The 23,144-nt window shown below is 69.6% G+C and carries 17 protein-coding genes; 11 read left to right on the forward strand and 6 right to left on the reverse strand.

All coding sequences use genetic code 11. The features are described 5' to 3' along the window. Positions 1-40: 40 nt before the first annotated feature. On the forward strand, positions 41-580 hold the full coding sequence (locus ABD212_RS01845; protein WP_344090593.1) for a hypothetical protein: 540 nt from the start codon (positions 41-43) through the stop codon (positions 578-580). Positions 581-640: 60 nt separating this feature from the next. Here ABD212_RS01845 and ABD212_RS01850 read toward each other — a convergent pair whose 3' ends face one another. Further along, a complete protein-coding gene (locus ABD212_RS01850; RefSeq protein ID WP_344090595.1) occupies positions 641-3,355 on the reverse strand; it encodes a cation-translocating P-type ATPase in 2,715 nt (904 codons plus the stop codon). Between the two features lie 71 nt (positions 3,356-3,426). After that, positions 3,427-4,095, reverse strand: a complete 669-nt coding sequence (locus ABD212_RS01855) for a TetR/AcrR family transcriptional regulator (RefSeq protein WP_344090597.1) — start codon at positions 4,093-4,095, stop codon at positions 3,427-3,429. Positions 4,096-4,227: 132 nt separating this feature from the next. Between ABD212_RS01855 and sucC the strand changes: the two genes are divergently transcribed. Next, positions 4,228-5,391 carry an ADP-forming succinate--CoA ligase subunit beta gene (gene sucC, locus ABD212_RS01860; RefSeq protein ID WP_344090599.1) on the forward strand — a complete coding sequence of 388 codons (1,164 nt, stop codon included), beginning with the start codon at positions 4,228-4,230 and terminating at the stop codon, positions 5,389-5,391. Positions 5,392-5,405: 14 nt separating this feature from the next. Next, entirely contained in the window at positions 5,406-6,308 is a 903-nt protein-coding gene (sucD, locus tag ABD212_RS01865) for a succinate--CoA ligase subunit alpha (protein ID WP_344090601.1), read from the forward strand. 53 nt (positions 6,309-6,361) lie between these two features. Here the strand turns inward: sucD and ABD212_RS01870 are convergent, their stop codons facing one another. Further along, positions 6,362-9,199, reverse strand: coding sequence for a hypothetical protein (locus ABD212_RS01870; RefSeq protein ID WP_344090603.1), 2,838 nt, complete (start codon positions 9,197-9,199; stop codon positions 6,362-6,364). 66 nt (positions 9,200-9,265) lie between these two features. Between ABD212_RS01870 and ABD212_RS01875 the strand changes: the two genes are divergently transcribed. Then, positions 9,266-9,706, forward strand: a complete 441-nt coding sequence (locus ABD212_RS01875; protein ID WP_344090605.1) for a nitroreductase family deazaflavin-dependent oxidoreductase — start codon at positions 9,266-9,268, stop codon at positions 9,704-9,706. Positions 9,707-9,732: 26 nt separating this feature from the next. On the opposite strand, the gene ABD212_RS01880 is transcribed toward ABD212_RS01875, so the two are convergent. Beyond that, positions 9,733-11,214, reverse strand: coding sequence for an NCS2 family permease (locus ABD212_RS01880; protein WP_344090607.1), 1,482 nt, complete (start codon positions 11,212-11,214; stop codon positions 9,733-9,735). Positions 11,215-11,331: 117 nt separating this feature from the next. Between ABD212_RS01880 and ABD212_RS01885 the strand changes: the two genes are divergently transcribed. The 7 genes from ABD212_RS01885 to ABD212_RS01915 all read left to right on the forward strand — a co-directional run bounded on the left by ABD212_RS01885 (position 11,332) and on the right by ABD212_RS01915 (position 21,379). Then, on the forward strand, positions 11,332-12,930 hold the full coding sequence (locus ABD212_RS01885) for a cell division protein PerM (protein ID WP_344090609.1): 1,599 nt from the start codon (positions 11,332-11,334) through the stop codon (positions 12,928-12,930). 4 nt (positions 12,931-12,934) lie between these two features. Next, positions 12,935-13,534, forward strand: a complete 600-nt coding sequence (gene purN, locus ABD212_RS01890; RefSeq protein ID WP_344090611.1) for a phosphoribosylglycinamide formyltransferase — start codon at positions 12,935-12,937, stop codon at positions 13,532-13,534. 29 nt (positions 13,535-13,563) lie between these two features. After that, positions 13,564-15,168, forward strand: a complete 1,605-nt coding sequence (gene purH, locus ABD212_RS01895; RefSeq protein WP_344090613.1) for a bifunctional phosphoribosylaminoimidazolecarboxamide formyltransferase/IMP cyclohydrolase — start codon at positions 13,564-13,566, stop codon at positions 15,166-15,168. 91 nt (positions 15,169-15,259) lie between these two features. Beyond that, on the forward strand, positions 15,260-16,855 hold the full coding sequence (locus ABD212_RS01900; protein ID WP_344090615.1) for an Ada metal-binding domain-containing protein: 1,596 nt from the start codon (positions 15,260-15,262) through the stop codon (positions 16,853-16,855). Beyond that, positions 16,852-17,346, forward strand: coding sequence for a methylated-DNA--[protein]-cysteine S-methyltransferase (locus tag ABD212_RS01905; protein WP_344090617.1), 495 nt, complete (start codon positions 16,852-16,854; stop codon positions 17,344-17,346). The genes ABD212_RS01900 and ABD212_RS01905 overlap by 4 nt, the downstream gene beginning before the upstream one ends. A 395-nt stretch (positions 17,347-17,741) precedes the next feature. Next, entirely contained in the window at positions 17,742-19,565 is a 1,824-nt protein-coding gene (locus tag ABD212_RS01910) for an ABC transporter ATP-binding protein (protein ID WP_344090620.1), read from the forward strand. After that, positions 19,562-21,379 carry an ABC transporter ATP-binding protein gene (locus tag ABD212_RS01915; protein ID WP_344090623.1) on the forward strand — a complete coding sequence of 606 codons (1,818 nt, stop codon included), beginning with the start codon at positions 19,562-19,564 and terminating at the stop codon, positions 21,377-21,379. Before ABD212_RS01910 ends, ABD212_RS01915 begins: the two co-directional genes overlap by 4 nt. A gap of 179 nt (positions 21,380-21,558) precedes the next feature. Here the strand turns inward: ABD212_RS01915 and ABD212_RS01920 are convergent, their stop codons facing one another. Then, the gene (locus ABD212_RS01920) at positions 21,559-22,395 is read right to left on the reverse strand and encodes an endonuclease domain-containing protein (RefSeq protein WP_344090626.1); all 837 of its coding nucleotides are present in this window, start codon (positions 22,393-22,395) and stop codon (positions 21,559-21,561) included. Positions 22,396-22,669: 274 nt separating this feature from the next. After that, on the reverse strand, positions 22,670-23,122 hold the full coding sequence (locus tag ABD212_RS01925) for a GNAT family N-acetyltransferase (protein WP_344090628.1): 453 nt from the start codon (positions 23,120-23,122) through the stop codon (positions 22,670-22,672). Between the last annotated feature and the right edge of the window lie 22 nt (positions 23,123-23,144).

Consider the following 23,144-nt stretch of genomic DNA (forward strand, 5'->3'; position numbering starts at 1 on the left):
CCTGGCCCGCGTGCGGCGTCGGTAGAAGACGAAGAACACGATGCCGGCGATCAACAGCACCAGCGCCACCAGCCATGGCCACCAGGCTGTGGCCGCCTGTTCGGCGTCGCTGCCTGCCTCCGAGGTGGGCGTCGGCGCGGGAGTCGTCACCTCGGGCGTCGGGGTCGGCGTCGTCGTCGGACTCGGTGTCGGGGTCGCGCTCGGCTCAGCGGTCGGCACGACACCGGCTGACGGAGTCGCACTCGGGGTCGGCGGCGACGGAGCGGTCGGAGTCGGCTCGGGGACGCTGGTCGGAGTCGGCTCGGGGGCGCTGGTCGGCGTCGGCTCAGGAGAATCGGTCGGCGTCGGGATCGGCAGGGGAGTCCTCGTGGGCCGGGGCAGCGGCGTCCGGGTCGCCTCAGCCGTCGGTGTGGGCACCTCGGGTGTCGGCAATGCCGTGGGAAGCGCGACCGTCGGCGAGACCGACGGCAGGGCGGTCGGCAGGGTGATCGAGCCGTCGCACGCGGCGAGCATGGATGCCGAGAGTGCGATGGCGACGATCGCCGCCGCGCGCCGCATCCGCGTACTTCCCCGCATCTGAGTCCCTTCGGTGTGCGACGTCGAACCCACCGACTCGCGCCACGATCTGTTCGGCCGCAGCTCAGGCGTGCGTCATCCGGGCCCGCCGCGCGATCCGCGCGCGGCGGAGCCACTTCTCGACCTCGACGAAGATGGGCACGACGAGCGCCAGGCCGATGCAGATCAGCCACTGCCGACGGTCCAGCGACACCGTCCCGACGAGCCTCTGAAGGAAGCCGAGCTCGACCGCGGCCACCGTGAGCGCGATCGGGATCGAGAGCCACTTCACCGCCGCGAGGATCGGCGCCGTGAGACCGGGCTCGGGATCCCGCCGCATGGCGAGACCGCCGAGGACCGCTCCGAAGGCGGCGATCACGAACGTCATCGTGACCGGCACGTTGGGCTCGGTGGAGCTCAGCTGGTCGGGGTAGATCAGGAGGGGGATGAGCGTCATGAGGAACAGCAGGCCGCCGTAGATGAACCAGAGGGTGACCGCTCCGCCGTTGGCGATCGTCTTCTTCGGGTCGCGCGGCGGCTTCAGCATGATGCCATCCGGCACCGGGTCGAGCAGGATCACGATGACCGGGAAGATCGAGATGAAGAAGTTGAGGAACAGGATCATGATCGGCGTCAGCGGCACGCCGTTGTTGATGTCGAAGATGCTCGCGACGAGGAACAGCAGCACGAGCGAGAACAGCTGCGACATCTGGTAGCGGACGTAGCTGACGATCTTGTCGTAGATCGCGCGGCCGAGCTTGACGGCAGTGACCAGGGTGCCGAAGTTGTCGTCGACGAGGATCATCTTCCCGGCCTGCTTGGTGACCTCGCTGCCCGAGCCCATCGCGACGCCGATGTCGGCCTGCTTGAGGGCGGCCGCATCGTTCACGGCGTCGCCGGTCATGGCGACGACATCCCCGTTCTCCTGCATCAGGCGGGCCAGGCGCAGCTTGTCCTCCGGCGTCACGCGACCGAACACGTGCAGGTTCGGCAGTGCCGACTTGAGCTCGTCGTCGCTCATCGCCTGGATGTCGGCACCGCTCGCGGCCCCGGGGCCGAGGCCGAGCTTCGCGCCGATCGCCGCAGCAGTGATGGCGTGGTCGCCAGTGATCATGCGGACCTCGATGCCCGCTTCGTGCGCGATGCGCACCGCTTCCTTCGAGGAGGGGCGGAGCGGGTCGATGATGCCGACGAGACCGACGAGGGTCAAGTCCGCCACACCGTCCATCGGATCCGCCGGCACCGCGCCACCCGCCCCGAACCGGCGGACAGCGAACGCGAGCACGCGAAGCCCCTGCTCCGACAGCTCGCGGTTGGCATCGAGGATCGTTTGGCGGGCCTTGTCGATCGACACCGGGCCGTCGGCCGTCGAGACCATCGAGCAGCGGTCGAGCACGACATCCGGACCGCCCTTGACGAGCAGGATCAGCTGCTTCGCGCCGTCCTCCTCCACCTCGTGGTACGTGCCCATGAACTTGTAGGCGGAGTCGAAAGGCACTTCGGCAGCCCGCGGGTACTTGGCGCGGCTGAGCTCGGCATCCGCCCCCATCTTCGCCGCGAGCACGATGAGCGCGGCCTCTGTCGGGTCTCCGACGACGACACCATCGTCGGACACGGTGGCGTCGCTGCAGAGGGTGAGTCCGAGGGCAAGATTCGTGAAGTCGGGGTTCGGCGCGCCCGCGACCCGGCGGATCTCGCCGGTCTTCTCATACCCGTTGCCCGAGACGGAGTACCACTCACCCCCGAAGTAGAGCGACTCGACGGTCATCTCGTTCATCGTGAGCGTGCCGGTCTTGTCGGAGTTGATGGCGGATGTCGCGCCCAGGGTCTCGACATCAGTGAGGTTCTTCACGACCGCGTTGTGCTCGGCGAGCTGCCGCGACCCGAACGAGAGCATGGCCTGCACGAACGAGGGCATGCCGGTCGGGATCGCCGAGATGGCCATCGAGATGCCGAGGAGGATCACCGATGCGAGCGGCTGGCCGCGCACCAGCCCGAAGATGATGATGACCGCCACCGCACCCCATGCGATCCAGCCGAGGACGCCGGTCAGGGAGTCGAGTTCGCGCTGAAGCGGCGACTTCGCCTGCTTCACGGACGACAGCATCGACGCGATCTGGCCCATCTGGGTGGTCATGCCGGTGTCGGTGATGACGACCGTCGCGGTGCCTCTGGTGACCTGCGTGTTCTGGAACACCGAGTTCGCCCGGTCGCCGAGAGTCGTCTCGGGGTCGGCGATGGTCGCGGCATCCTTCGGGATCGGCGCGCTCTCTCCGGTGAGAGCCGCCTCCTGCGTCTCGAGAGTCGCCGAGCGCAGGATCCGACCGTCCGCCGGCACGATGTCGCCGGCTTCGATGGAGACGATGTCGCCGGGCACGACGTCGGTCGAGGGCACCTGCAGCAGGCTGCCGTCGCGGAAGACCTTGGCCTGGGGGATCTGCATCTTCGACAGCGCGTCGACGGATGCCTTGGCCTTCATCTCCTGGCTGGCACCGAGGAACACGTTCAGGATCACAAGCCCGCCGACCACGATGCCGACACTGAGCTGGCCGATCAGGAGGCTGATGACCGCGACGATGACGAGCATGACGTTCATCGGATCGGCGAGCTGGCTGAGCGACACCTGCCAGAGCGACGGCGGCTTCTCGGCGGCGATGGCGTTGGGCCCGTGCTCGGCCAGCCGGCGCGCCGCCTCGGCCTGAGTCAGCCCGCGTTCCCGGTCGGTTTCCAGCACGGCTATGACGGCGTCGGCGTCCTGGGTGAACCACGGTGCGGATGGGGAGGTGTCCACAGTGCTCATGGCATGACGATACGCCGTGGGGTATGGCGTTCGGGGGTGAAACGGCCGGTGATCCGGGTGATCTTTCGACGTCAGCCGAGGCGGTCCTGGAGCCGTCGCGACACCTCGGCTGGGGGCATCCGCCTGGGGAATACCGCGACGACGATGTCGTCCGCGGCGGCATCCACCTCGTCGGGATGCACGCCGTAGCGGCGGAGCACATCGTCGAATGCCGCTCGCAGCACACCGGGGCGCACGCGGTTCCCGCGCAGCAGCCGGCGCAGCACGTGGTTGTGGACGGCGGTCACGAGTGCCGCGAAGCCCACCGCGTCGAGCGGGTCGAGCCCGGGCACGGCGGAGCGGAGGTACTCGTCGAAGAGGCGCTCGTAGCGGAACACGGTCACGATCTCGCGCTCGCGCAGCGCGGGCACCTGCCGCACCACGCGGTACCGGCGACGGGCGACCTCGGGGTCGGCGGCGAAGTGCCGGAACACCCGTTCGGATGCCTCGCACACGGCCACCCAGGGATCGCGGTGACCCACGGCCAGCCACTCGCGCAGCTCGTCCAGCAGCACCTCGTGGTCGGCGAAGACGACATCCTCCTTGCCGCCGAACTGACGGAAGAACGTGCTGCGCGAGACCCCGGCCGCCTGAGCGATCTGCTCCACCGAAGTCGCCTCGAATCCCTGCCGCTCGAACAGCTCGAGCGCCGCGGCCACGACGTCGGTGCTCGCGGCGGACGCGGAGGGTGTCTCGCTCATGTCGACATGAGCCTAGACCCGGGCCGTCAGGGTGGCGCGCGGGGCGGTAGTAGGCTGGGGGATTGGTCGAGTTGTCTCGACATCAAGACGCTTTTCGCGTCATCCCCCATCGCCCCAGCGAAGGACGGCACTGTGGATCTGTTCGAGTACCAGGCACGTGATCTTTTCGAGAAGTACGAGGTGCCGGTGCTCGCCGGCATCGTCGCCGATACGCCGGAAGAGGTGCGGGCGGCGGCCGAGAAGATCGGCGGCGTCGTCGTCGTGAAGGCGCAGGTCAAGACCGGCGGCCGCGGCAAGGCGGGCGGCGTGAAGGTCGCCAAGACGCCCGACGAGGCGTACGAGGCCGCCAAGGCGATCCTCGGGCTCGACATCAAGGGCCACGTCGTCAAGCGGGTCATGGTTGCGCAGGGTGCCCGCATCGACAAGGAGTACTACTTCTCGGTGCTGCTCGATCGCGCCAACCGCGCATACCTGTCGTTGTGCAGCGTCGAGGGCGGCATGGAGATCGAGGAGCTCGCGGTGGAGCGCCCCGAGGCCCTGGCGCGGGTCGCGGTCGATCCGCTCACCGGCATCGACAAGCAGAAGGCGGTCGAGATCGCCGAGGCGGCGGGCTTCGCCCCCGAGCTCGTCGACAAGGTCAGCGACGTGTTCGTCAAGCTCTACACGGTCTACAAGAAGGAGGACGCGACGCTCGTCGAGGTCAACCCGCTGGTGCTGACCGAGGAGGGCGAGGTCATCGCGCTCGACGGCAAGGTCACGCTCGACGAGAACGCCGACTTCCGCCACGCCGGGCACGCGCTGCTCGAGGACAAGGATGCCGCCGACCCGCTCGAGGCGAAGGCCAAGGCGAACGACCTCAACTACGTGAAGCTCGACGGCCAGGTGGGCGTCATCGGCAACGGTGCGGGGCTCGTGATGTCGACCCTGGACGTCGTCGCCTACGCAGGCGAGAACCACGGCGGCGTGAAGCCCGCCAACTTCCTCGACATCGGCGGCGGCGCCTCGGCAGAGGTCATGGCAGCGGGCCTGGACGTCATCCTCGGCGACCCGCAGGTCAAGAGCGTGTTCGTGAACGTCTTCGGCGGGATCACCGCGTGCGATGCCGTCGCCAAGGGCATCGTCGGCGCACTCGCGGAGCTCGGCTCGACCGCGACCAAGCCGCTCGTCGTCCGCCTCGACGGCAACAAGGTGGATGAGGGGCGCGCGATCCTGCGCGATGCGAACCACCCGCTCGTCACCCTCGCCGAGACCATGGACGAAGGCGCCGACAAGGCCGCCGAGCTCGCGAACGCATAAGGACGGAACGAACAGTGTCGATTTTTCTTGACAAGGACTCCAAGGTCATCGTCCAGGGCATCACCGGCGGCGAAGGCACCAAGCACACCGCGCTGATGCTCAAGGCCGGCACGCAGGTCGTCGGGGGCGTCAACGCCCGCAAGGCGGGCACCACCGTGCTGCACACCGACCAGGACGGCAAGCCCGTCGAGCTGCCGGTGTTCGCGACCGTCGCGGAGGCCATCGCCGAGACCGGCGCCGACGTCTCGATCGCCTTCGTCCCGCCCGCCTTCACCAAGAGCGCCATGGTCGAGGCGATCGACGCCGAGATCCCGCTGCTGGTCGTCATCACCGAGGGCGTGCCCGTCGGCGACACCGCCGAGGCATGGGCCTACGCGCAGTCCAAGGGCAACACGACCCGCATCATCGGCCCCAACTGCCCCGGCATCATCACGCCGGACGAGGCGCTCGTCGGGATCACGCCCGCCAACATCACCGGCAAAGGTCCCATCGGTCTCGTCTCGAAGTCGGGCACGCTGACGTATCAGATGATGTACGAGCTGCGCGAGATCGGCTTCTCGACGGCCATCGGCATCGGCGGAGACCCCGTCATCGGCACGACCCACATCGACGCGCTCGCGGCTTTCGAGGCCGACCCCGAGACCAAGGCGATCGTGATGATCGGCGAGATCGGGGGCGACGCCGAAGAGCGGGCGGCCGACTTCATCAAGGCGAATGTCACCAAGCCCGTCGTGGGCTACGTCGCCGGCTTCACGGCACCGGAGGGCAAGACGATGGGCCACGCCGGCGCCATCGTCTCGGGCTCCGCAGGCACCGCGCAGGCCAAGAAGGAGGCCCTCGAGGCCGCCGGGGTCAAGGTCGGCAAGACGCCGTCCGAGACGGCCGACCTGATGCGTGACATCATCCACGGGCTCTAGACCGCAGACGAGGGCGGATGCCGCAGCCATGGGTCGCGACATCCGCCCTCTCGTCACGGCCCCGGGGCCGCAGGCGGGATGCCGGCGAGCTGGCGCAGCGCCTCGTCATAGGCCGTGGCGCGGTAATACTCGCCGTGCGTTCCGACGCTGACCATGTACCCGGTGGTGTCCAGTTCCCCGGCGTAGCGGTCGATGTCGTTGCGCCAGCCGCCGCCCGCCGCGGCTCGGACGGTGCTCATGGCGGGGAATCCGAGGAAGTCGCTGGCTCGCCAGAGGCTCACCCAGCGGACCGGGGTTCCGAAGTCGGTGCCCTCGCTGACCATCGTCCCGCTCAGGCGGCCGACCGCCGGCTGCTCGGTCGACAGGACGAACTGCCCGGGCGCGGGGGCGTCGCGCTGCGCGTGGAAGTCGGCGCTCCACGGGTCGCGACTCCACAGGCGTGGCCGATGCGCCGGCTCCACCCCGAACACGGCGGGGCCGAGCAGCTCGGGAAGCATCCGGCCGAAGAACGGCCGCAGCTGCACGCCGAAGGTGAGCAGCGAGATCCGCGTGAGCTGGGTCCGCGTGCTCGCGACGCTCGCGAGCAGCGCCAGGCTCGAGACGGCGAGGACGCCGCCCATGCTGTGCGCCGCGAGTACGGCGCGCCGCTCGGGCCGGCGCAGCCACGCGTTCAGGCGTCCCGCGATCTCGGGCACGGCCCGCTCGGCGTAGCACGGCGGCCCGAACGGGTGCCCCGTCTGCGGCAGATAGCAGGCGATGTCCCAGACGATCCCGAGGGGGCGCGTCCCGCCCGAGCTCGCTCCCGCGGCGAGCACCGCGACCAGCAGGGCGCCGACGCCGGTGAGGCCCAGCATCCCGACGTCGAGGATGTTCACGATGAACTGCTCGTTCGATCCGATCGACCACAGCGACTCGTCCGTTGTCGTCGCCCACCAGATCCACACGACGGCCAGCACGATGGCGATGGCGAGTGTCGTCGTGATGACGCCCACGGCAGGTTCGACCAGGTGCAGGCGCGCAGCGCTGCGGCGCTTCGCCTCGATGCGCGAGAGGAGCGCCTTGGAGGACGGCGGCAGCACGCCGCCGCCGGGCACCGGGATCGGTGAGGCGGGCGGAGCATCCCACGCCGACGCCCGGGCGGTCACGTCGCGTGGGCGGAGGAAGGCGATCGCGGTCACGATCATCGCAGACACCACGACTCCGATGAGGATGAGCGCCCCGAGGGCGACATAGCTGCGGGAGATCCGCAGATCCAGCGCCGCGGTCGGCGGGCCGCCGATCGTCGTCTCCCCGGTCGCGCCGGACGAGTCGGTCCACTGGACGTCGATCCGTCCGGAGGTGGCCGGAGCGTCGCCCTTCGTCCAGCCCAGGAGCGCGGTGGGACCCTTCGAGCCGTTCAGCCAGTCGCCGATCATCACGACCACGATCGCGCTGCTGCCCGCCGCCACCGCGAGCGCCAGCGTCATGAAGACGGCCGGAGCGCACCCCGACCACGCCGTCTTCCACCGGTCGGCCGCGGGCCGCCAGGTGACGCCGCTCAGCGCGCACACGGCCCCCGCGACCACGAGCACCAGCGGCGCGTTGCCGGCGCCGTACAGACGGTCGACCTTCGTGGTGGCGCCACTCATGAGGTCCGGCGCGGTGGGACCGAATGCGAGGAGGATCAGGATGCCGGCGAGCACGGCGAATGCGAGGGTCAGCAGCACGATGCTCATCGTGTTCGGCCACTTCGCCCCTCGCTCCTCCTCGGGCTGGATCGTCATCGTGGGGATCACCGTGACGAGCACCGCGGACGCCAGCAGCAGCAGCGCCGCGGCGCATGCGAGCACCGCGTACGTGACGAACCAGCGATCCTGGGCGGTGGGCAGGCACGACGCGGAAAGATCCACGCCTTCACAGCTCGAGCGCCATCCCAGCGAGCCCTGGGCGCCCGCGAAGCCGGCGACGAGAGCGACGGCGCCGGCGAGGTGCACACGGGCGAGATGACGGGTGACCCGGTTCGACCAGAAGCCCGGCACGGCGAGGACCGCGCTCGCCGGGGGGTGCGGCGGGATCGGCGCCTGATCCTGCGGCGCGGCCGGCCCATCGGCATCCGCGCCGACGTCGTCGGCCGGTCCGGCTTCCTCGACATGGGTCTCCATGCCCGGCAGCACGTCGTACCGCAGTCGAGACACCGCGCTCATGATCCACAGCACGACGATCGCCGCGACGGGCACGAGCGACAGCAGCGCGACGCGCTGGCCCGGGCTCCACCCTTGCATCGGCTCGAACACCGCCTTCAAGGGCTCGCACCTGGTGGCATCCGCGGCGCACTGCAGGGCACCGATGTCGATCGCCAGCGTCACCAGCGTGGTCGTGAACAGCAGCGTGAGGATCAAGCCGAACAGCCTGGCGATTCCCGCAGTGATCGCGATCCACACCCTGCGCCCGCCCGAATCGCCTGGCTGGGTGATGCGCCGCGACCAGATCACCGCGTTCCCGATGCTGAAGGGCAGGATGAGCGCGTAGAAGATCCTGGCACCGACGGCAGCGATCTTGCTCGCCGTGCCGGATCCGCCGAACTGGGGAGTCGTGCGCACCATGCCGCCCCACGAGTACGCCTCGCGCCGGATGCCGAGGGGGACGTGGCCGTGCCTGCCCTCCGCAGGATTCGCCGTAGACTGCCAGAACGATCCGAGCTTGTCGCCCGAGGCCAGCTCCACCGAGTCCGCAGGCACATCGAGCAGGGCCGCCGGGGTCGTGTTGTTCACGCCGTGGACGCGCAGTTCGAGCACATCCGGCTCGGGTGGCGCGGGGGGCGGGGGTGGTGAGGGGGACGGCTCAGGGCCGGCCCCCGGGGGGACGTTCCGATCGCCTATCGCGATGTCCGCAGAGCTGTTGATGCCGGCCATGACGCCCCCACTGTTCGCGTCGATGCGATTGGCCACATGCTAGCGAGTGCGGGATACGGTGGACAGATGCCGTTGACCGGAGAGTACAAGCCGTCCACATCCGACTGGGCCCGCAAGCAGGCCGAAGCGTACGAGGCATCCGGTGGTGCGCACGCGAATCTGCTGCGCGGGGTGCCCATCATCGTGCTCACGAGCATCGGTGCGAAGAGCGGTGCGCTGCGCAAGACCGCGCTCATGCGCGTCGAGCACGACGGACGCTACCTCGTCGTCGCGTCCAAAGGCGGGCATCCCGATCCGCCGGCGTGGTACTGGAACGTCCGCGCGAATCCGCACGTCGAGCTGCAGGACGGGCCGGTCAAACGCGACTACCGCGCTCGAGAACTGGCGGGTGACGAGCGCGCGGAGTGGTGGGCCCGTGCCGCCGAGGTGTGGCCGGACTACAACGTCTATCAGACGAAGACCGACCGGCAGATCGCGATCTTCCTCCTCGATCCGATCGAGCGCTGACCCGGCGCGCGCTTCGTATCCCGGTCTCAGCCGCCGAGCAGCGTCTCGACGGGGCCGCGCGCGAAATAGATCAGGAAGCCGGCCGCCACGATCCACAGCAGCGGGCTGATCTCCTTCGCCTTGCCCGACAGCGAGCGGATGACGACCCACGAGATGAAGCCCGCACCGATGCCGTTGGCGATCGAGTACGTCAGCGGCATGACCGTGATCGCGAGGAACACCGGCAGCAGGACCGAGAACTCCGAGAAGTCGATGAACCTGATCTGCGACATCATGAGCGCACCGACGATGACGAGCGCTGCGGCCGCGACCTCGCTCGGCACGATCGAGACGATCGGCGTGAAGAACATCGCGGCGAGGAACAGCACGCCGGTCACGACATTCGCGAAACCGGTCCGAGCACCCTCGCCGATGCCCGCCCCCGACTCGATGAACACGGTGTTGGACGACGCCGACGCGTAGCCGCCGGCCACCGCGCCCACGCCCTCGACGATGAGCGCCGACTTGATGCGCGGGAAGTCGCCCTTCTCGTCGGCGAGCCCGGCCTCCTTCGACAGGCCCGTCATGGTGCCCATCGCGTCGAAGAAGTTCGTGAAGACCAGGGTGAAGACGAGCATGAGCGCGGCGAGGACCCCGATACGGGCGAACGCCCCGAACAGGTCGACGTTCCCGACGAGCGACAGATCGGGGATGCTGACGAGCGAGGTCGGAAGCTGCGGCACGGTCAGTCCCCACCCGCCGGGGTTCACGCCTTTGTCGGTGAGCTTCGGCCCGATGTGCCAGATGGCCTCTACGACGAGCGCGATGACCGTGCCGCTCACGAGCCCGATCAGGATGCCGCCCTTCACCTTCCGCGCGACCAGGACGCCGGTCAGCAGCAGCGTGATGACGAAGACGAGCGTGGGCACGGTGGCGACCGATCCGTTGATGCCGAGACCGACCGGAGGCGAGCCGGTGCCGGTCGAGGTCACGAAGCCCGCATCGACGAATCCGATGAACGCGATGAACAGGCCGATGCCGACCGTGATCGCGAGCTTGAGCTGAATCGGGACGGCGTTGAAGATCATGCGCCGCAGACCCGTCGCCGCGAGCAGCACGATGATGAGGCCGTTGATGACGACGAGTCCCATCGCCTCCGGCCAGGTGAGCTGCCCGACGACGGAGACCGCCAGGAAGGAGTTGATCCCGAGCCCTGCGGCGAAGGCGAACGGCAGTCTCGTCACGAGGCCGAACAGCACCGTCATGACGCCGGCGGTCAGCGCAGTGACGGCGGCGACCTGCGGGAAGGCGAGGCTGTTGCCGGCGACATCCGTCGTGCTCGACAGGATGATCGGGTTCAGGATGACGATGTACGCCATGGTCACGAACGTGACGAGGCCGCCCCGGACTTCGGTGCCGACCGTCGACCCGCGTCTGGTTATCTCGAAGAACCGATCGAAGCCGTTGCGCGCCTCAGGTGGTTCGACGGCGTCGGTGGTGCCGGTTCCGGACGACGGCGCTGTGCTCATGTGTGACCTCCGAGGATGACGTTATCGGTTCGGGCGGGTCGTGAAAGAACGCGGAGCGGATGCCGCGCCGCAGCGGTCGGCAGGCGCGAGGTGCGGCTCGGTTAGGGTCGATGGCGCATGCATCGCCTCATCGTCGCCCTCCTTGCCGCCGTCGACGCCGCCATCGCGGTGGCGGTCGGCCTCGCGGCCGTCGTCGCGCCGCTCACCCTGCTCTGGATGTTCGGACTCGGCGGCGCCGACTGGAGCTCTCTCTGGCCGGCGAGCGCCGCGATCTGGCAGCTCGGCAACCTCGTCCCCCTCGCGATCACGATCCCGGCGGGCTACATCGCCTCCACCGGCATCGATCCTGCCGCGGCATCCTTCACCCTCTCTCTCGCTCCGCTCGCGTTCGCCGGGTTCACCGCGATCTTCGCCGCTCGTTCCGGAGCGCGGGCGTCCCGGGCGGAGGCCTGGCTCACCGGGGTCGTGGCGGGCTCGCTGGTGGTGGCGGCGCTCAGCACGCTCGTCGCATTCACGTCGGCCAACGACGTCGCCGCGTCGAGACCATGGCAGGCGGTGCTGCTGCCCACGGCGGTCTTCGCCCTGCCGGCCCTCGTCGCGGCCGTGGTGACGGAATGGCGCGAGGCCGGCACCGGCGCAGTCGCCCGGCTGCGCGATCGCGTCGAGGCCGTGCGGGGCGGGTGGGGCGCTGCGCCGGGACTGATCGCGCGCGGAACCGCGGTGGTCGTCGCCGGGCTCGTGGGAGTCGGCGCGCTTCTCACGGCCGTCGCGCTGATCCTCAAGGCAGGCGACATCATCGCCCTGTACGAGACCGCGCATCTCGACGTGCTCGGGGCGACGGTGGTGACGCTCGCACAGCTGGCCTATGTGCCGACGCTGGTCGTGTGGGGCCTCGCATTCGTCGCGGGTCCCGGTTTCACCGTCGGCGCGGGGACGTCCGTCTCGCCCGCGGGCACCCAGCTCGGCGTCGTGCCGGGGCTCCCGCTGCTCGGCATCCTCCCCGAGTCGACCACCCCGTGGCTGCTGCTGCTCGCCCTGGCGCCGGTCGCCCTCGGCGCCCTGGCAGGCTGGATCGCGCGGTCGCGTCTCGCCGGCGTCGGCGCTCCGACGGCGGCGACGGCACAACCGCAGGACGCACCCGTCGCAGCGCCGATGCCGTCCGCCCCCGACACTGCTCGCACGTCCGCGCTCGCCGGACTGCTCGCGGCATCGCCGGTGCCGACGCCGGACGCGCCACCCGATCCCCTCGGTGTGCGGCTCGTCATCACCATCGGAATCGCCGTGCTGTCGGCCGGCGGAGCGGCGTTCCTGGCCGCTGCGGCATCGGGTTCCCTCGGCCCCGGCCGGCTCGCCGTGCTCGGGCCCGCTCCCGGCCCGGTCGCTCTCGCCGTGGGTCTCGAGGTCGTCCTCGGCGCCGGCATCCTGCTGATCTCGCCGCGCCCGCACCGCCGAGCGCGCACACCGGCGGCGCCCACGCCGGCGGCTGCGGGCACCAGCACCGAGTCGGATGCGGGCGCAGAAGAAGCGCTGACGGACGACGATCGCGACTCGCCCACGGAGCAGATCCCGGATGCCCTGCGCGAGCCGCGCGAGCCGCGCGAGCCGTTCACCTTTCCCACGCTGCCGCGCATCACGCACGCCCCGCGCATTCCCGGCCCCCCGGAGAGCGGAAGCGACGCCGGCGGCGGGGACGGCCGGGACGCGCCGCTAGACTAGCCGCGTGCTCACGGTCGCCGTCCTCATCTCGGGCGCTGGGTCGAATCTTCGGGCTCTGCTCGACGCGGCGGCGGAGCCGGACTTCCCGGCACGCGTCGTCGTCGTCGGGGGCGACCGCGAGGCCGATGGATTCGCACACGCCGAGGACTACGGCATCCCGACCTTCATGGTTCCCTGGGTGCAGTTCGACACCCGCGAGGAATGGGGCGACGAGCTCGACGCGCAGCTGCGGGTATGGCAGCCGGATCTGGTCGTACTGAGCGGTCTGATGCGCCTGCTGCCCCCGACCGTCGTCGACGGGTGGTCGCCGCGGATCGTGAACACCCATCCGGCCTATCTGCCCGAGTTCCCGGGCGCGCACGGCGTGCGCGATGCGCTCGAAGCCGGCGTGTCGCAGACCGGCGCGAGCGTGATCATCGTCGACAATGGCGTCGACAGCGGTCCGATCCTCGCGCAGGAGCGCGTCCCCGTCCTTCGCGGCGACGACGAGCACTCGCTGCACGATCGCATCAAGCCCGTCGAGCGCCGCCTGCTGATCGACGTCGTTCGCCGCGTCGCCACCGGCGAGCTGGACCTCGCCGCCGTCGCCGCGTCGCCCGCCTGACTCCATCCCCCACCCTTCGAGGAGCCTCCATGGCCGGCCCGAGCCACGATCCCGCCCTTTACCGTCACCGCGACCTCATCCCGATCCGCCGTGCGCTCGTCTCGGTGAGCGACAAGTCCGATCTGCTGCGGCTCGCCGAGGCTCTCGCCGCGTCCGACGTCGAGATCGTGTCGACCGGATCCACGGCCGCGACGATCCGGGATGCCGGCTTCTCGGTCACCGATGTCGCTGCCGTGACCGGCTTTCCCGAGTCGCTCGGCGGTCGCGTGAAGACGCTGCACCCGGGAGTGCACGCGGGACTCCTGGCCGACCTGCGCCTCGAGGACCACGTGCAGCAGCTGGCCGAGCTCGGCATCGAGCCGTTCGAGCTCGTCGTCGTGAACCTGTATCCGTTCGTCGAGACGGTGCGCTCCGGCGCACAGGGCGACGACGTGGTCGAGCAGATCGACATCGGGGGGCCGGCCATGGTGCGAGCGGCGGCGAAGAACTTCTCGAACGTCGCGATCGTGGTCTCGCCCGAGTCCTACCCGTCGATCATCCAGGCGCTCGGCGAAGGTGGTACGACGCTGACCCAGCGACGCGAGCTGGCGGCGCGCGCCTTCGCGCATACCTGCGAGTACGACAGGGCCGTCGCGACCTGGTTCGCCGAGCAGACCCTGGGCGGGGTCGACCTGCCCCAGCACCTCACGATCACGGCCGAGCGCCTCACGACACTGCGCTACGGCGAGAACTCCCACCAGCGGGCCGCGATCTACTCGCGCGTCGGCGGTCACGGCATCGCCCAGGCGACGCAGGTGCAGGGCAAGGAGATGAGCTACAACAACTACGTGGATGCCGATGCCGCGCTGCGCGCCGCGTTCGACATGGTCAAGCCCGCCGTGGCGATCATCAAGCACGCGAATCCGTGCGGCATCGCCGTCGCCGCGCCCAACGCGCTGGATCCCATCGCCAGCGCCCACCTGCGCGCGCACGAGTGCGACCCCGTCTCGGCGTTCGGGGGCGTCATCGCCGCGAACCGCACGATCACGCTCAAGATGGCCGAGAACCTGCGCGACATCTTCACCGAGGTCATCGTCGCGCCGGACTTCGAGCCCGAGGCCCTCGCCGTCTTCCAGCTGAAGAAGAATCTGCGCGTCCTCAAGCTTCCCGCCGACTGGCAGCAGGAGCGCATGGACGTGCGCCTCGTCTCGGGCGGTCTCCTGCTGCAGGACGCGGACCGGTTCCCCGAAGACATCGAATCCGTCGCCCGGGATTGGCGGCTCGTCTCGGGGGAGCGCCCCACGGACGACGAGATGACAAATCTGATCTTCGCGTGGAAGGCGTGCCGCGCGGTGAAATCCAACGCGATCGTGCTCGCGCAGGCGTCGGCGACCGTCGGGATCGGGATGGGTCAGGTCAATCGCGTCGACTCCTGCCGCCTCGCTGTCGAGCGCGCCGGCAGCCGCGCAGCCGGATCCGCCGCGGCATCCGATGCGTTCTTCCCCTTCGCCGACGGCCCCCAGGTCCTGATCGACGCGGGCATTCGCGCGATCGTCCAGCCCGGCGGGTCGGTGCGCGATCAGGAGGTCATCGACGCGGCGCAGGAAGCGGGCGTCACTATGTTCTTCACGGGGGAGCGGCACTTCTTCCACTGACGGCGACGGCGGAAGTCGCTGTCCGACGAGGTCACGCCGCCGTGTCCGATTTCCGCCAGCCGATGTCCTGGAGCCGTGTCAGGCTAGGGGCATGAGCAGTCCAGGATTGAGCTTCGACGAGCGCTATCGCGTGATCGAATCGCGCGATACCCGCTTCGACGGGCAGTTCGTCACCGCGGTGCGCTCCACCGGGATCTACTGCCGGCCGAGCTGCCCCGCACGCACGCCGAAGCCCTCGAACGTCACGTTCTACGCGACCTCGGCGGCGGCGCACGAGGCGGGGTACCGCGCCTGCAAGCGATGCCTGCCCGAGGCCGCACCGGGCTCGCCGGAGTGGAACCTGCGCGGTGACACGGCAGGCCGGGCGATGCGCCTCATCGCCGACGGCGTCGTCGAGCGCGAAGGGGTTCCAGGCCTTGCCGCGCGTCTCGGCTATTCACCGCGGCATCTCACGCGCCTGCTCACGACCGAGCTCGGCGCTGGCCCGCTGGCCCTCAGTCGCGCGCATCGCGCGCACACCGCGCGGATGCTGCTCGTCGGCACCGAGCTGCCGGCGGCGGATGTCGCGTTCTCAGCCGGATTCGCGAGCGTGCGCCAGTTCAACGAGACGATCCGCGAGGTGTTCGGGATGCCGCCCCTCGAGCTGCGGGCGCGACGGCGGCGCGCCGGTCGAGCCGGCGAAGCCGCCCCGCAGCCCGTAGGCGCCATCGATCTCGTGCTGCCCCATCGCGGACCCCTCGACGCCGCCGGGCTGTTCGCATGGATGGGCGCACGAGCCGTGCCCGGGGTCGAGAGGGCCGCCCCCACGGCATTCGCGCGCACGCTTCGGCTCGAGGGCGGCCCCGCGTGGTTCGAGATCCGGCTCGACGAAATGGGCCGTCTGCGGCTGAGAGCCCGCATCACGCACCTCGGCGACCTGTCGACCCTCGTGACCCGTGCTCGGCGCCTGTTCGATCTCGACGCGGACCCGATCGCCGTCGACGACGCACTTTCGCGCCATGCGCCACTCGTTCCGCTCGTCGCCGGAGTTCCCGGCATCCGCGTGCCCGGCGCCGCCGATCCTCACGAGATGCTGGTACGGGCCATGGTGGGGCAGCAGATCACGGTGTCCGCGGCCCGGAGGGCCCTGACCGTGCTCGCGGACGCTCTCGGTGAGCGCGTCGACGGGTTCGAAGGGGCGCACCTGCTGTTCCCGACGATGGCGTCGATCGCCGAGCGCGGTCACGAAGTGCTGCGCGGACCCGCGGCGCGCACGACCGCGTTGATCGGGGTGGCGACCGCGCTCGCGGACGGATCCCTCCGGCTCGGCGCCGGGGACGACGGCACTGAGCAGCGCGCGGCGCTGCTCGCCATGCCCGGAATCGGGCCGTGGACAGCGGACTACGTGCGGATGCGCGTGACGGGAGACCCCGACGTGGTCCTCCCCGGTGACGTCGCCGTTCGCGCAGGCGCGGCGGCAGCCGGCATCCCGTCCGATTCCGCGTCGCTGACCGAGTGGGCGACACGCACCGCGCCGTGGCGCTCATACCTCACGGCGCACCTCTGGCGGGCGGTGCATCCCCGCGCGGCGCCTGCGCCCCGCAGCCGCGCCGCCCGCGGTGCCCTTCGCGAACTCGGCCGACCCCAGCGAACACCCGCCCTCGCAGGCGGAGTGAAGACCCACACTCCGAAGGAGAACCTGACATGACCGCGACCATCCAGACCATCGACACCCCGGACGGCGCCTTCACGATCGTCGCCGACGAGGGCGGCCGCGTGCTGGCTTCGGGCTGGACCGCCGATCCGGACGCCGCGCTGGCCCGCATCCACCCCCGGCTGCGGCCCGCGGACGTCGCGGAAGGCAAGACGGCTGCCGGGGCGTCGGCCCTCGCGTTCTACGCCGGCGACCTGACGGCGATCGACACCGTCGAGGTCGTGCAGGACGGCACGCCCATGCAGAGCGCGGGATGGGCGGCGCTCCGCCACATCACGCCGGGCCACCCGCTCTCCTACGCCGAGTTCGCGGCGACACTCGGACAGCCGAGCGCGGTGCGGGCCGCGGCATCCATCTGCGCGCGAAACGCGCCCGCCCTGTTCGTTCCCTGCCACCGGGTGCTTCGCTCGGACGGCTCGCTCGGTGGATTCGCCTGGGGGCTCGACGTCAAGCGCAGCCTTCTCGCCCGCGAGGCCGCCGCGTAGCCTTCGGCTTGGACGCCTCGGACCCGACTGCTCCACTGCGGTCGGGTCCGAGGCGTCGAAAAGCAGTTTGCATTCAGCCGACTCTCAGGGCTAATCTGGAGGGCTGTCGCGCTTGCGCACAGCTTCGTCCGATCACACCTCAGGAGGATGCCATGTACCAGGTCGCCATTGCGAAGACCGGGTTCGTCCTCGGTGTCACCGGACTCCCGCGGCCTCGCATCGAGGGGTAGCCGCTCCGCGTAAACCTCGGCATCCGCCGTCCGGCATACCGCCGCGTCACGGAGCGTTCCCTCCCTTCAGAAGGATCCGCTCCGTCGCGCGTCGCGCGCCTCCGCCCGCTCCGGGCCTCCGCTCCACCGTCCCCACCAGGACCCTCAAGTACCCCCACAAGGATCATGACCCTCACCGCCGAACCACCACGGTCCGAATTGTCCACTCCTCGCGCGCTGGCGAGGCTGCTGCCCTTCGCCCGGCCAGTGCTCCCGCGCCTCACCCTCGGCGCGATCAGCGCGCTCATCGCGAGCCTGCTCGCGCTCAGCATCCCGCTCGTGCTCGAGGCGGTCGTCGCAGGACCGATCGCGTCGGGCGACCCCGCTCAGCTGGTCTGGGGATCGGTGGCGATCCTCGTGCTGGGCCTCCTCGAGGCGCTCATGGTGTGGGCGCGACGCTGGTTCGTCCTCGCTCCTGCGACGAAGGTCGAGTACGACCTCCGGGTGGGCTTCTTCTCACGTCTGCAGCGCCTGCCCGTCGCGTTCCACGACCGGTGGCAGTCGGGGCAGCTGCTCAGCCGCATGATGCAGGACATCAGCCTGATCCGGCGCTGGATGGCGTTCGGAATCGTGCTGCTCGTCGTCAACATGATCACGATCTTCGTCGGGTCGATCATCCTGTTCCGTTGGCATTGGCTGCTGGGGACGATCTTCGTCCTGAGTGCGGCACCGTTGTGGTATTCGGGCTACCGCTTCGAGAAGACCTACGGGTCGCTCGCAAGGAAGAGCCAGGATCAGGCCGGGGATCTCGCGACGTCTGTCGAAGAGAGTGTGCACGGCATCCGCGTCCTGAAGGCCTTCGGGCGTGGCAAGCACGCCCTCGAGAAGTTCACGCGCCAGGCCGAGACCCTCCGCCAGACCGAGCTGCGCAAGGCCGCCGCAACCGGCTGGATCTGGTTCTGGCTCGTGCTGCTGCCCGACATCGCGTTCGCGCTGTGCCTGGGCGCTGGCATCGTGCTGGTGCAGCTCGGTCAGCTGCAGGTGCCCGAACTCATCGCGTTCTTCGCGATGGCCACGGTGCTGCGCTGGCCGATGGAATCGATCGGGTTCCTCTTCTCGTTCCTGCTCGACGCCCGCACCGCGACGGACCGCATCTTCGAGGTGTTCGACGAAGAGAACACGATCGTGGATCCCGAGAGCCCGTCGACGATCGCCCGCCCGCGCGGCGAACTGGCGTTCGAAGGGGTGCACTTCCGGTATCAGGATGCCTCGGCACACGAACCGGATCTGCTCGACGGCATCGACCTCGTGCTGCAGCCTGGTGAGACGATGGCGCTCGTCGGCCTCACCGGCTCGGGCAAGACGACGCTCACGACGCTGCCGTCCCGGCTGTACGACGTGACGGGAGGCCGGGTGACCGTCGACGGGGTCGACGTGCGCGACATGGAGCTGACCGACCTGCGCCGCCACGTCGGGATGGCGTTCGAGGACGCCACGCTGTTCTCGCAGAGCGTCCGCGACAACGTGCTGCTCGGGCGCGAGGATCTCGAGCCCGGCGGTCCCGAGGCCGAGGCCGTGCTGCGCGAAGCGCTCGAGGTCGCACAGGCCGGATTCGTCGACGACCTCCCCGACGGCGTCGATACGATCATCGGCGAAGAGGGCCTGAGCCTCTCGGGTGGCCAGCGTCAGCGCCTCGCCCTCGCTCGCGCTGTTGCCGCACGCCCGTCGGTGCTCGTACTCGATGACCCGCTGTCGGCGCTCGACGTCGACACCGAGGCCCTCGTCGAGGACGCGCTGCGCGAGGTGCTGTCCGAGACGACGGCGCTCGTCGTCGCGCACCGTCCGTCCACTGTCATGCTCGCGGATCGGGTGGCCCTCCTCGAAGACGGCCGCATCACCGCCGTCGGGCGTCATTCCGAGCTGCTGCGCGAAAGCGATCACTACCGACATGTGATCTCGAGTCTCGAGGTCGAAGAAGCCCGCCTGCGGGAGAGGGAGGTGAACCTGTGAGCACCACGACCGTCACCGGGACGAGCGGCGAAGACCGCTCCGACTACTCGCGCGAAGAGAGCCAGGCGATCCGCCGCAGGTCGCTGCACCTGCTCGGCACGCTCGTCAGCCCGCTGAAGTGGCAGCTCGTGCTCGCCGCCGTGGTCCTGATCGTCTCGACAGCCCTGCGGGTGGCAGGTCCCGCGCTGATCGCCTTCGGGATCGACAAGGCACTTCCGGCGGTGATCGACGAGCTGAACTGGATGCCGACGATCGGCGTCGTCTCGGTCTATCTCGTCGCCGGCTTCGGCGGCGCCGCCCTAATCGGGTGGTACGTGGTCGTGGCCGCACGGCTCACGCAGGCGATCATGCTGGATCTGCGCAAGCGGATCTTCCTGCACACCCAGCGCCTGAGCCTCGAATTCCACGAGTCCTACACGTCGGGCCGGATCATCTCGCGCCAGACGAGCGACCTCGACTCGATCCGCGAGCTGCTCGACGGGGGCCTCAACGAGCTCGTGTCGGGGTTGCTGTACGGCGGTTTCACGCTGATCGCGCTGGTGCTGCTCGACTGGCAGTCCGGCGTCGTGCTGATGGTCATGGGCATCCCGCTCTACTTCCTGATGCGCTGGTTCTACACGCGGTCTCAGGTCGTGTACCGCGAGTCGCGGGTGATCAGCGCGAAGGTGATCGTCAAGTTCGTCGAGACGATGACCGGGATGCGGGCCGTCAAGGCCTTCCGCAAGGAGGTGCGCAACGACGACGAGTTCGGCGAGCTGTCCAGCGACTACCGCGACGTGAACATGCGCTCGATCAGGCTCTTCGGAACCTTCGAGCCCGGGCTCATGGCTGTGGCGTCGGTCACCGTGGCGCTCGTGCTGCTGTGGGGCGGCATCCGGGTCATGGACGGCGCGCTCGCGCTCGGTGTCCTCACCGCCGCGGTCCTGTACGTGCGCAACTTCTTCGCGCCGCTGCAGGAGGTCGCGTTCTTCCTGAACTCCTACCAGTCCGCGACGGCTGCGCTCGAGAAGGTGTCGGGCGTGCTCGAGGAGCAGCCCACGGTTCCCGATCCGGCGAAGCCGGTGGACCTGTGGCACGCCCGCGGGCACATCCGCTTCGAGGATGTCGAGTTCGGCTACGCCAGGGACCGGGTGATCCTGCCCGACTTCTCGCTCGACATCCCTGCCGGCGAGACGCTGGCTCTCGTGGGCACGACGGGCGCCGGAAAGTCGACGCTCGCCAAGCTGGTCTCGCGCTTCTACGACCCGACACGGGGCGCGGTGACGCTGGACGGCGTGGATCTGCGGAACCTGCACCCGAAGGACCTGCGGCGTGCGATCGTCATGGTCACCCAGGAGGCGTACCTCTTCAGCGGCACGGTCGCCGACAACATCGCGCTCGGCAAGCCGGACGCGACGCTCGACGAGATCCAGGCTGCGGCACGGGCGGTGGGGGCGGATGTCTTCATCGACAAGCTCCCGGACGGCTACGACACCGACGTCAACAAGCGCGGTGGCCGCGTCTCGGCGGGTCAACGGCAGCTCATCTCGTTCGCGCGCGCGTTCCTGGCGAATCCGTCGGTGCTGATCCTCGACGAGGCCACGGCGTCGCTCGACATCCCGAGCGAGCGGATGATCCAGGACGCGCTGCAGACCCTGCTCGCCGACCGCACCGCGATCATCATCGCGCACCGCCTGTCGACGGTCGCGATCGCCGACCGGGTGCTCGTCATGGAGCACGGCCGCATCATCGAGGACGACTCTCCCGAGAACCTGATCGGTGGTGAGGGTCGGTTCGCAAAGCTCCACGCCGCGTGGCGCGAGTCGCTGGTCTGAGACGGGTTCGATGGACGGATGCCTCGGCCCCCGCGGATGCGGAGGACCGGGGCATCCCGCGTCGGGGTCGGGGGTGGTCGCCGCGCTGGGCAGGGTCCGAACTTCGGAGATCGAGCCGGTCTTCGGAACCGCGAGCCTGCGAACGGCCGGGAAACTGCGACATTCCCGAAACTCGGAGCCTAGGCGGCACGGTGAAACCCCGCTGCGATGGCTCGCGCCATCGTTCGCTCGACCGAGTCCCAGTCGTGGATGACCTGTGCGTAAGTGAAGCGCAGCACCGTGTAGCCGCGAAGGACGAGCTCAGCGTCCAGGGCGACATCCTTCGTCCGCTGCTGCGACGAGGAGTGGTGCGCGTATCCGTCGATCTGAACGACGAGCCGATCGCCTACGAGCAGATCCACGCGCCTGCCGGCGATGACGACCTGCTGGCGGATGCCGACATCCCACCCCTCCAGCTTCACCACGAAGATGGTCTCCAAGCCCGAGTCCGACAGCCCTGACGCGGCGCCTGCACAGGCCGCGGCGGCGCGCGTGGGCCAGGGGACTCGGCGAAGCGCTTCAAGTGACAGCCCTTCGACACGTATCGCCGACTCCCACACGACGCGGGCATTCTCGGACGTCAGGCATACGGCGATGTGGGCGAGCGCGTCCTCAACTGACTCGACGAGCCCGTAGCCGGGGGCAGGGGCGAGCTCTCGGGTCCAGTGAGCCAATACGGCCTTGTCGGCCGAGGCGCCATTCGGATCCAGTCGCAGGTGGATCCGCTCGTCGATGTCCTCAGGCATCCACCACCCCCGCCGTCGTGCGGCCGACACGCACGCGAGCCGGCCGGAGTTCTCCGCGGCGGTTCGGAGATCCGCCGGAGCCGAAGCGGTCGCCAGCCAGTTGTGACGAATCCGCTCGACCAACCCATCCCGGACGGCCGCTCGACGGGTTCGGAGCGCGAATCCCGCCTCGTCGGCCGCTCGCCGGTGCGCGATGCCGCCGTTCTCGTCGATCCACTCATGCAGTTCCATGACGAGATGCTGAAGCGTCCACGGGCATCGTGCGGTCCGGGGGGTCGCAGTGGTGTGCACTCCACGGTTCAGCGGAGGTGGGGAGGAGGCGTGTCCCTCGAAAAGCACGCCGACCGCACTCCGAAGTTCGGGGAACCCGCCTCAAATCGGAACTTCTCCGCACTCACACACCGAGATGCGGCCCGATTCCCGATCTTCGGAGCCCGGGGGCCGGCCCGGGCCCCGCAACCACGCCACTACCCAGCCGCGCCGCCGCGCGGCGCCCAACGCGTCGCTACAGCCGGATCTCGGCGATGACCTCGCCGTACTCCGTCTCGCCCACGGGCGTGAACCCGACGCGCTCGAAGAAGAGCTCGGGGCCGCCCTCTCCGGCCTCATAGATCACGTTGACCCGGTGCATCTCGCGTCGGCGGGCCTCTTCGAGCAGCTGGGCGACCGCGAATCGGCCCACACCCCGACCCTGGTCGTCGGCGTCGACGTTGATGCGCCACAGCACGGACTGGAAGTGCTCCTGCGGCTCATCGGGGTCGAAGTTCGCACTCACGAATCCGACGACCTCGTCGCCGTCCACCACGACGCGCTGCCACGTCGTCTGCGGATTGACCACAGTCGCGGCGATGCCGTAGCTCACGGGCGCCAGATACTGCTCCTGCCCGGGCTTGAGCGACATGTTGTTGACCGCCACGATCGTCGAGGCGGACAGTTCGACCAGTCGGAGCTCACCCATGAGGCAACGTTAGTCGGATGAG

Origin of the sequence: Microbacterium deminutum, assembly GCF_039530205.1 — a bacterium.
In the GTDB taxonomy this organism is placed as follows: Bacteria; Actinomycetota; Actinomycetes; order Actinomycetales; family Microbacteriaceae; genus Microbacterium; species Microbacterium deminutum.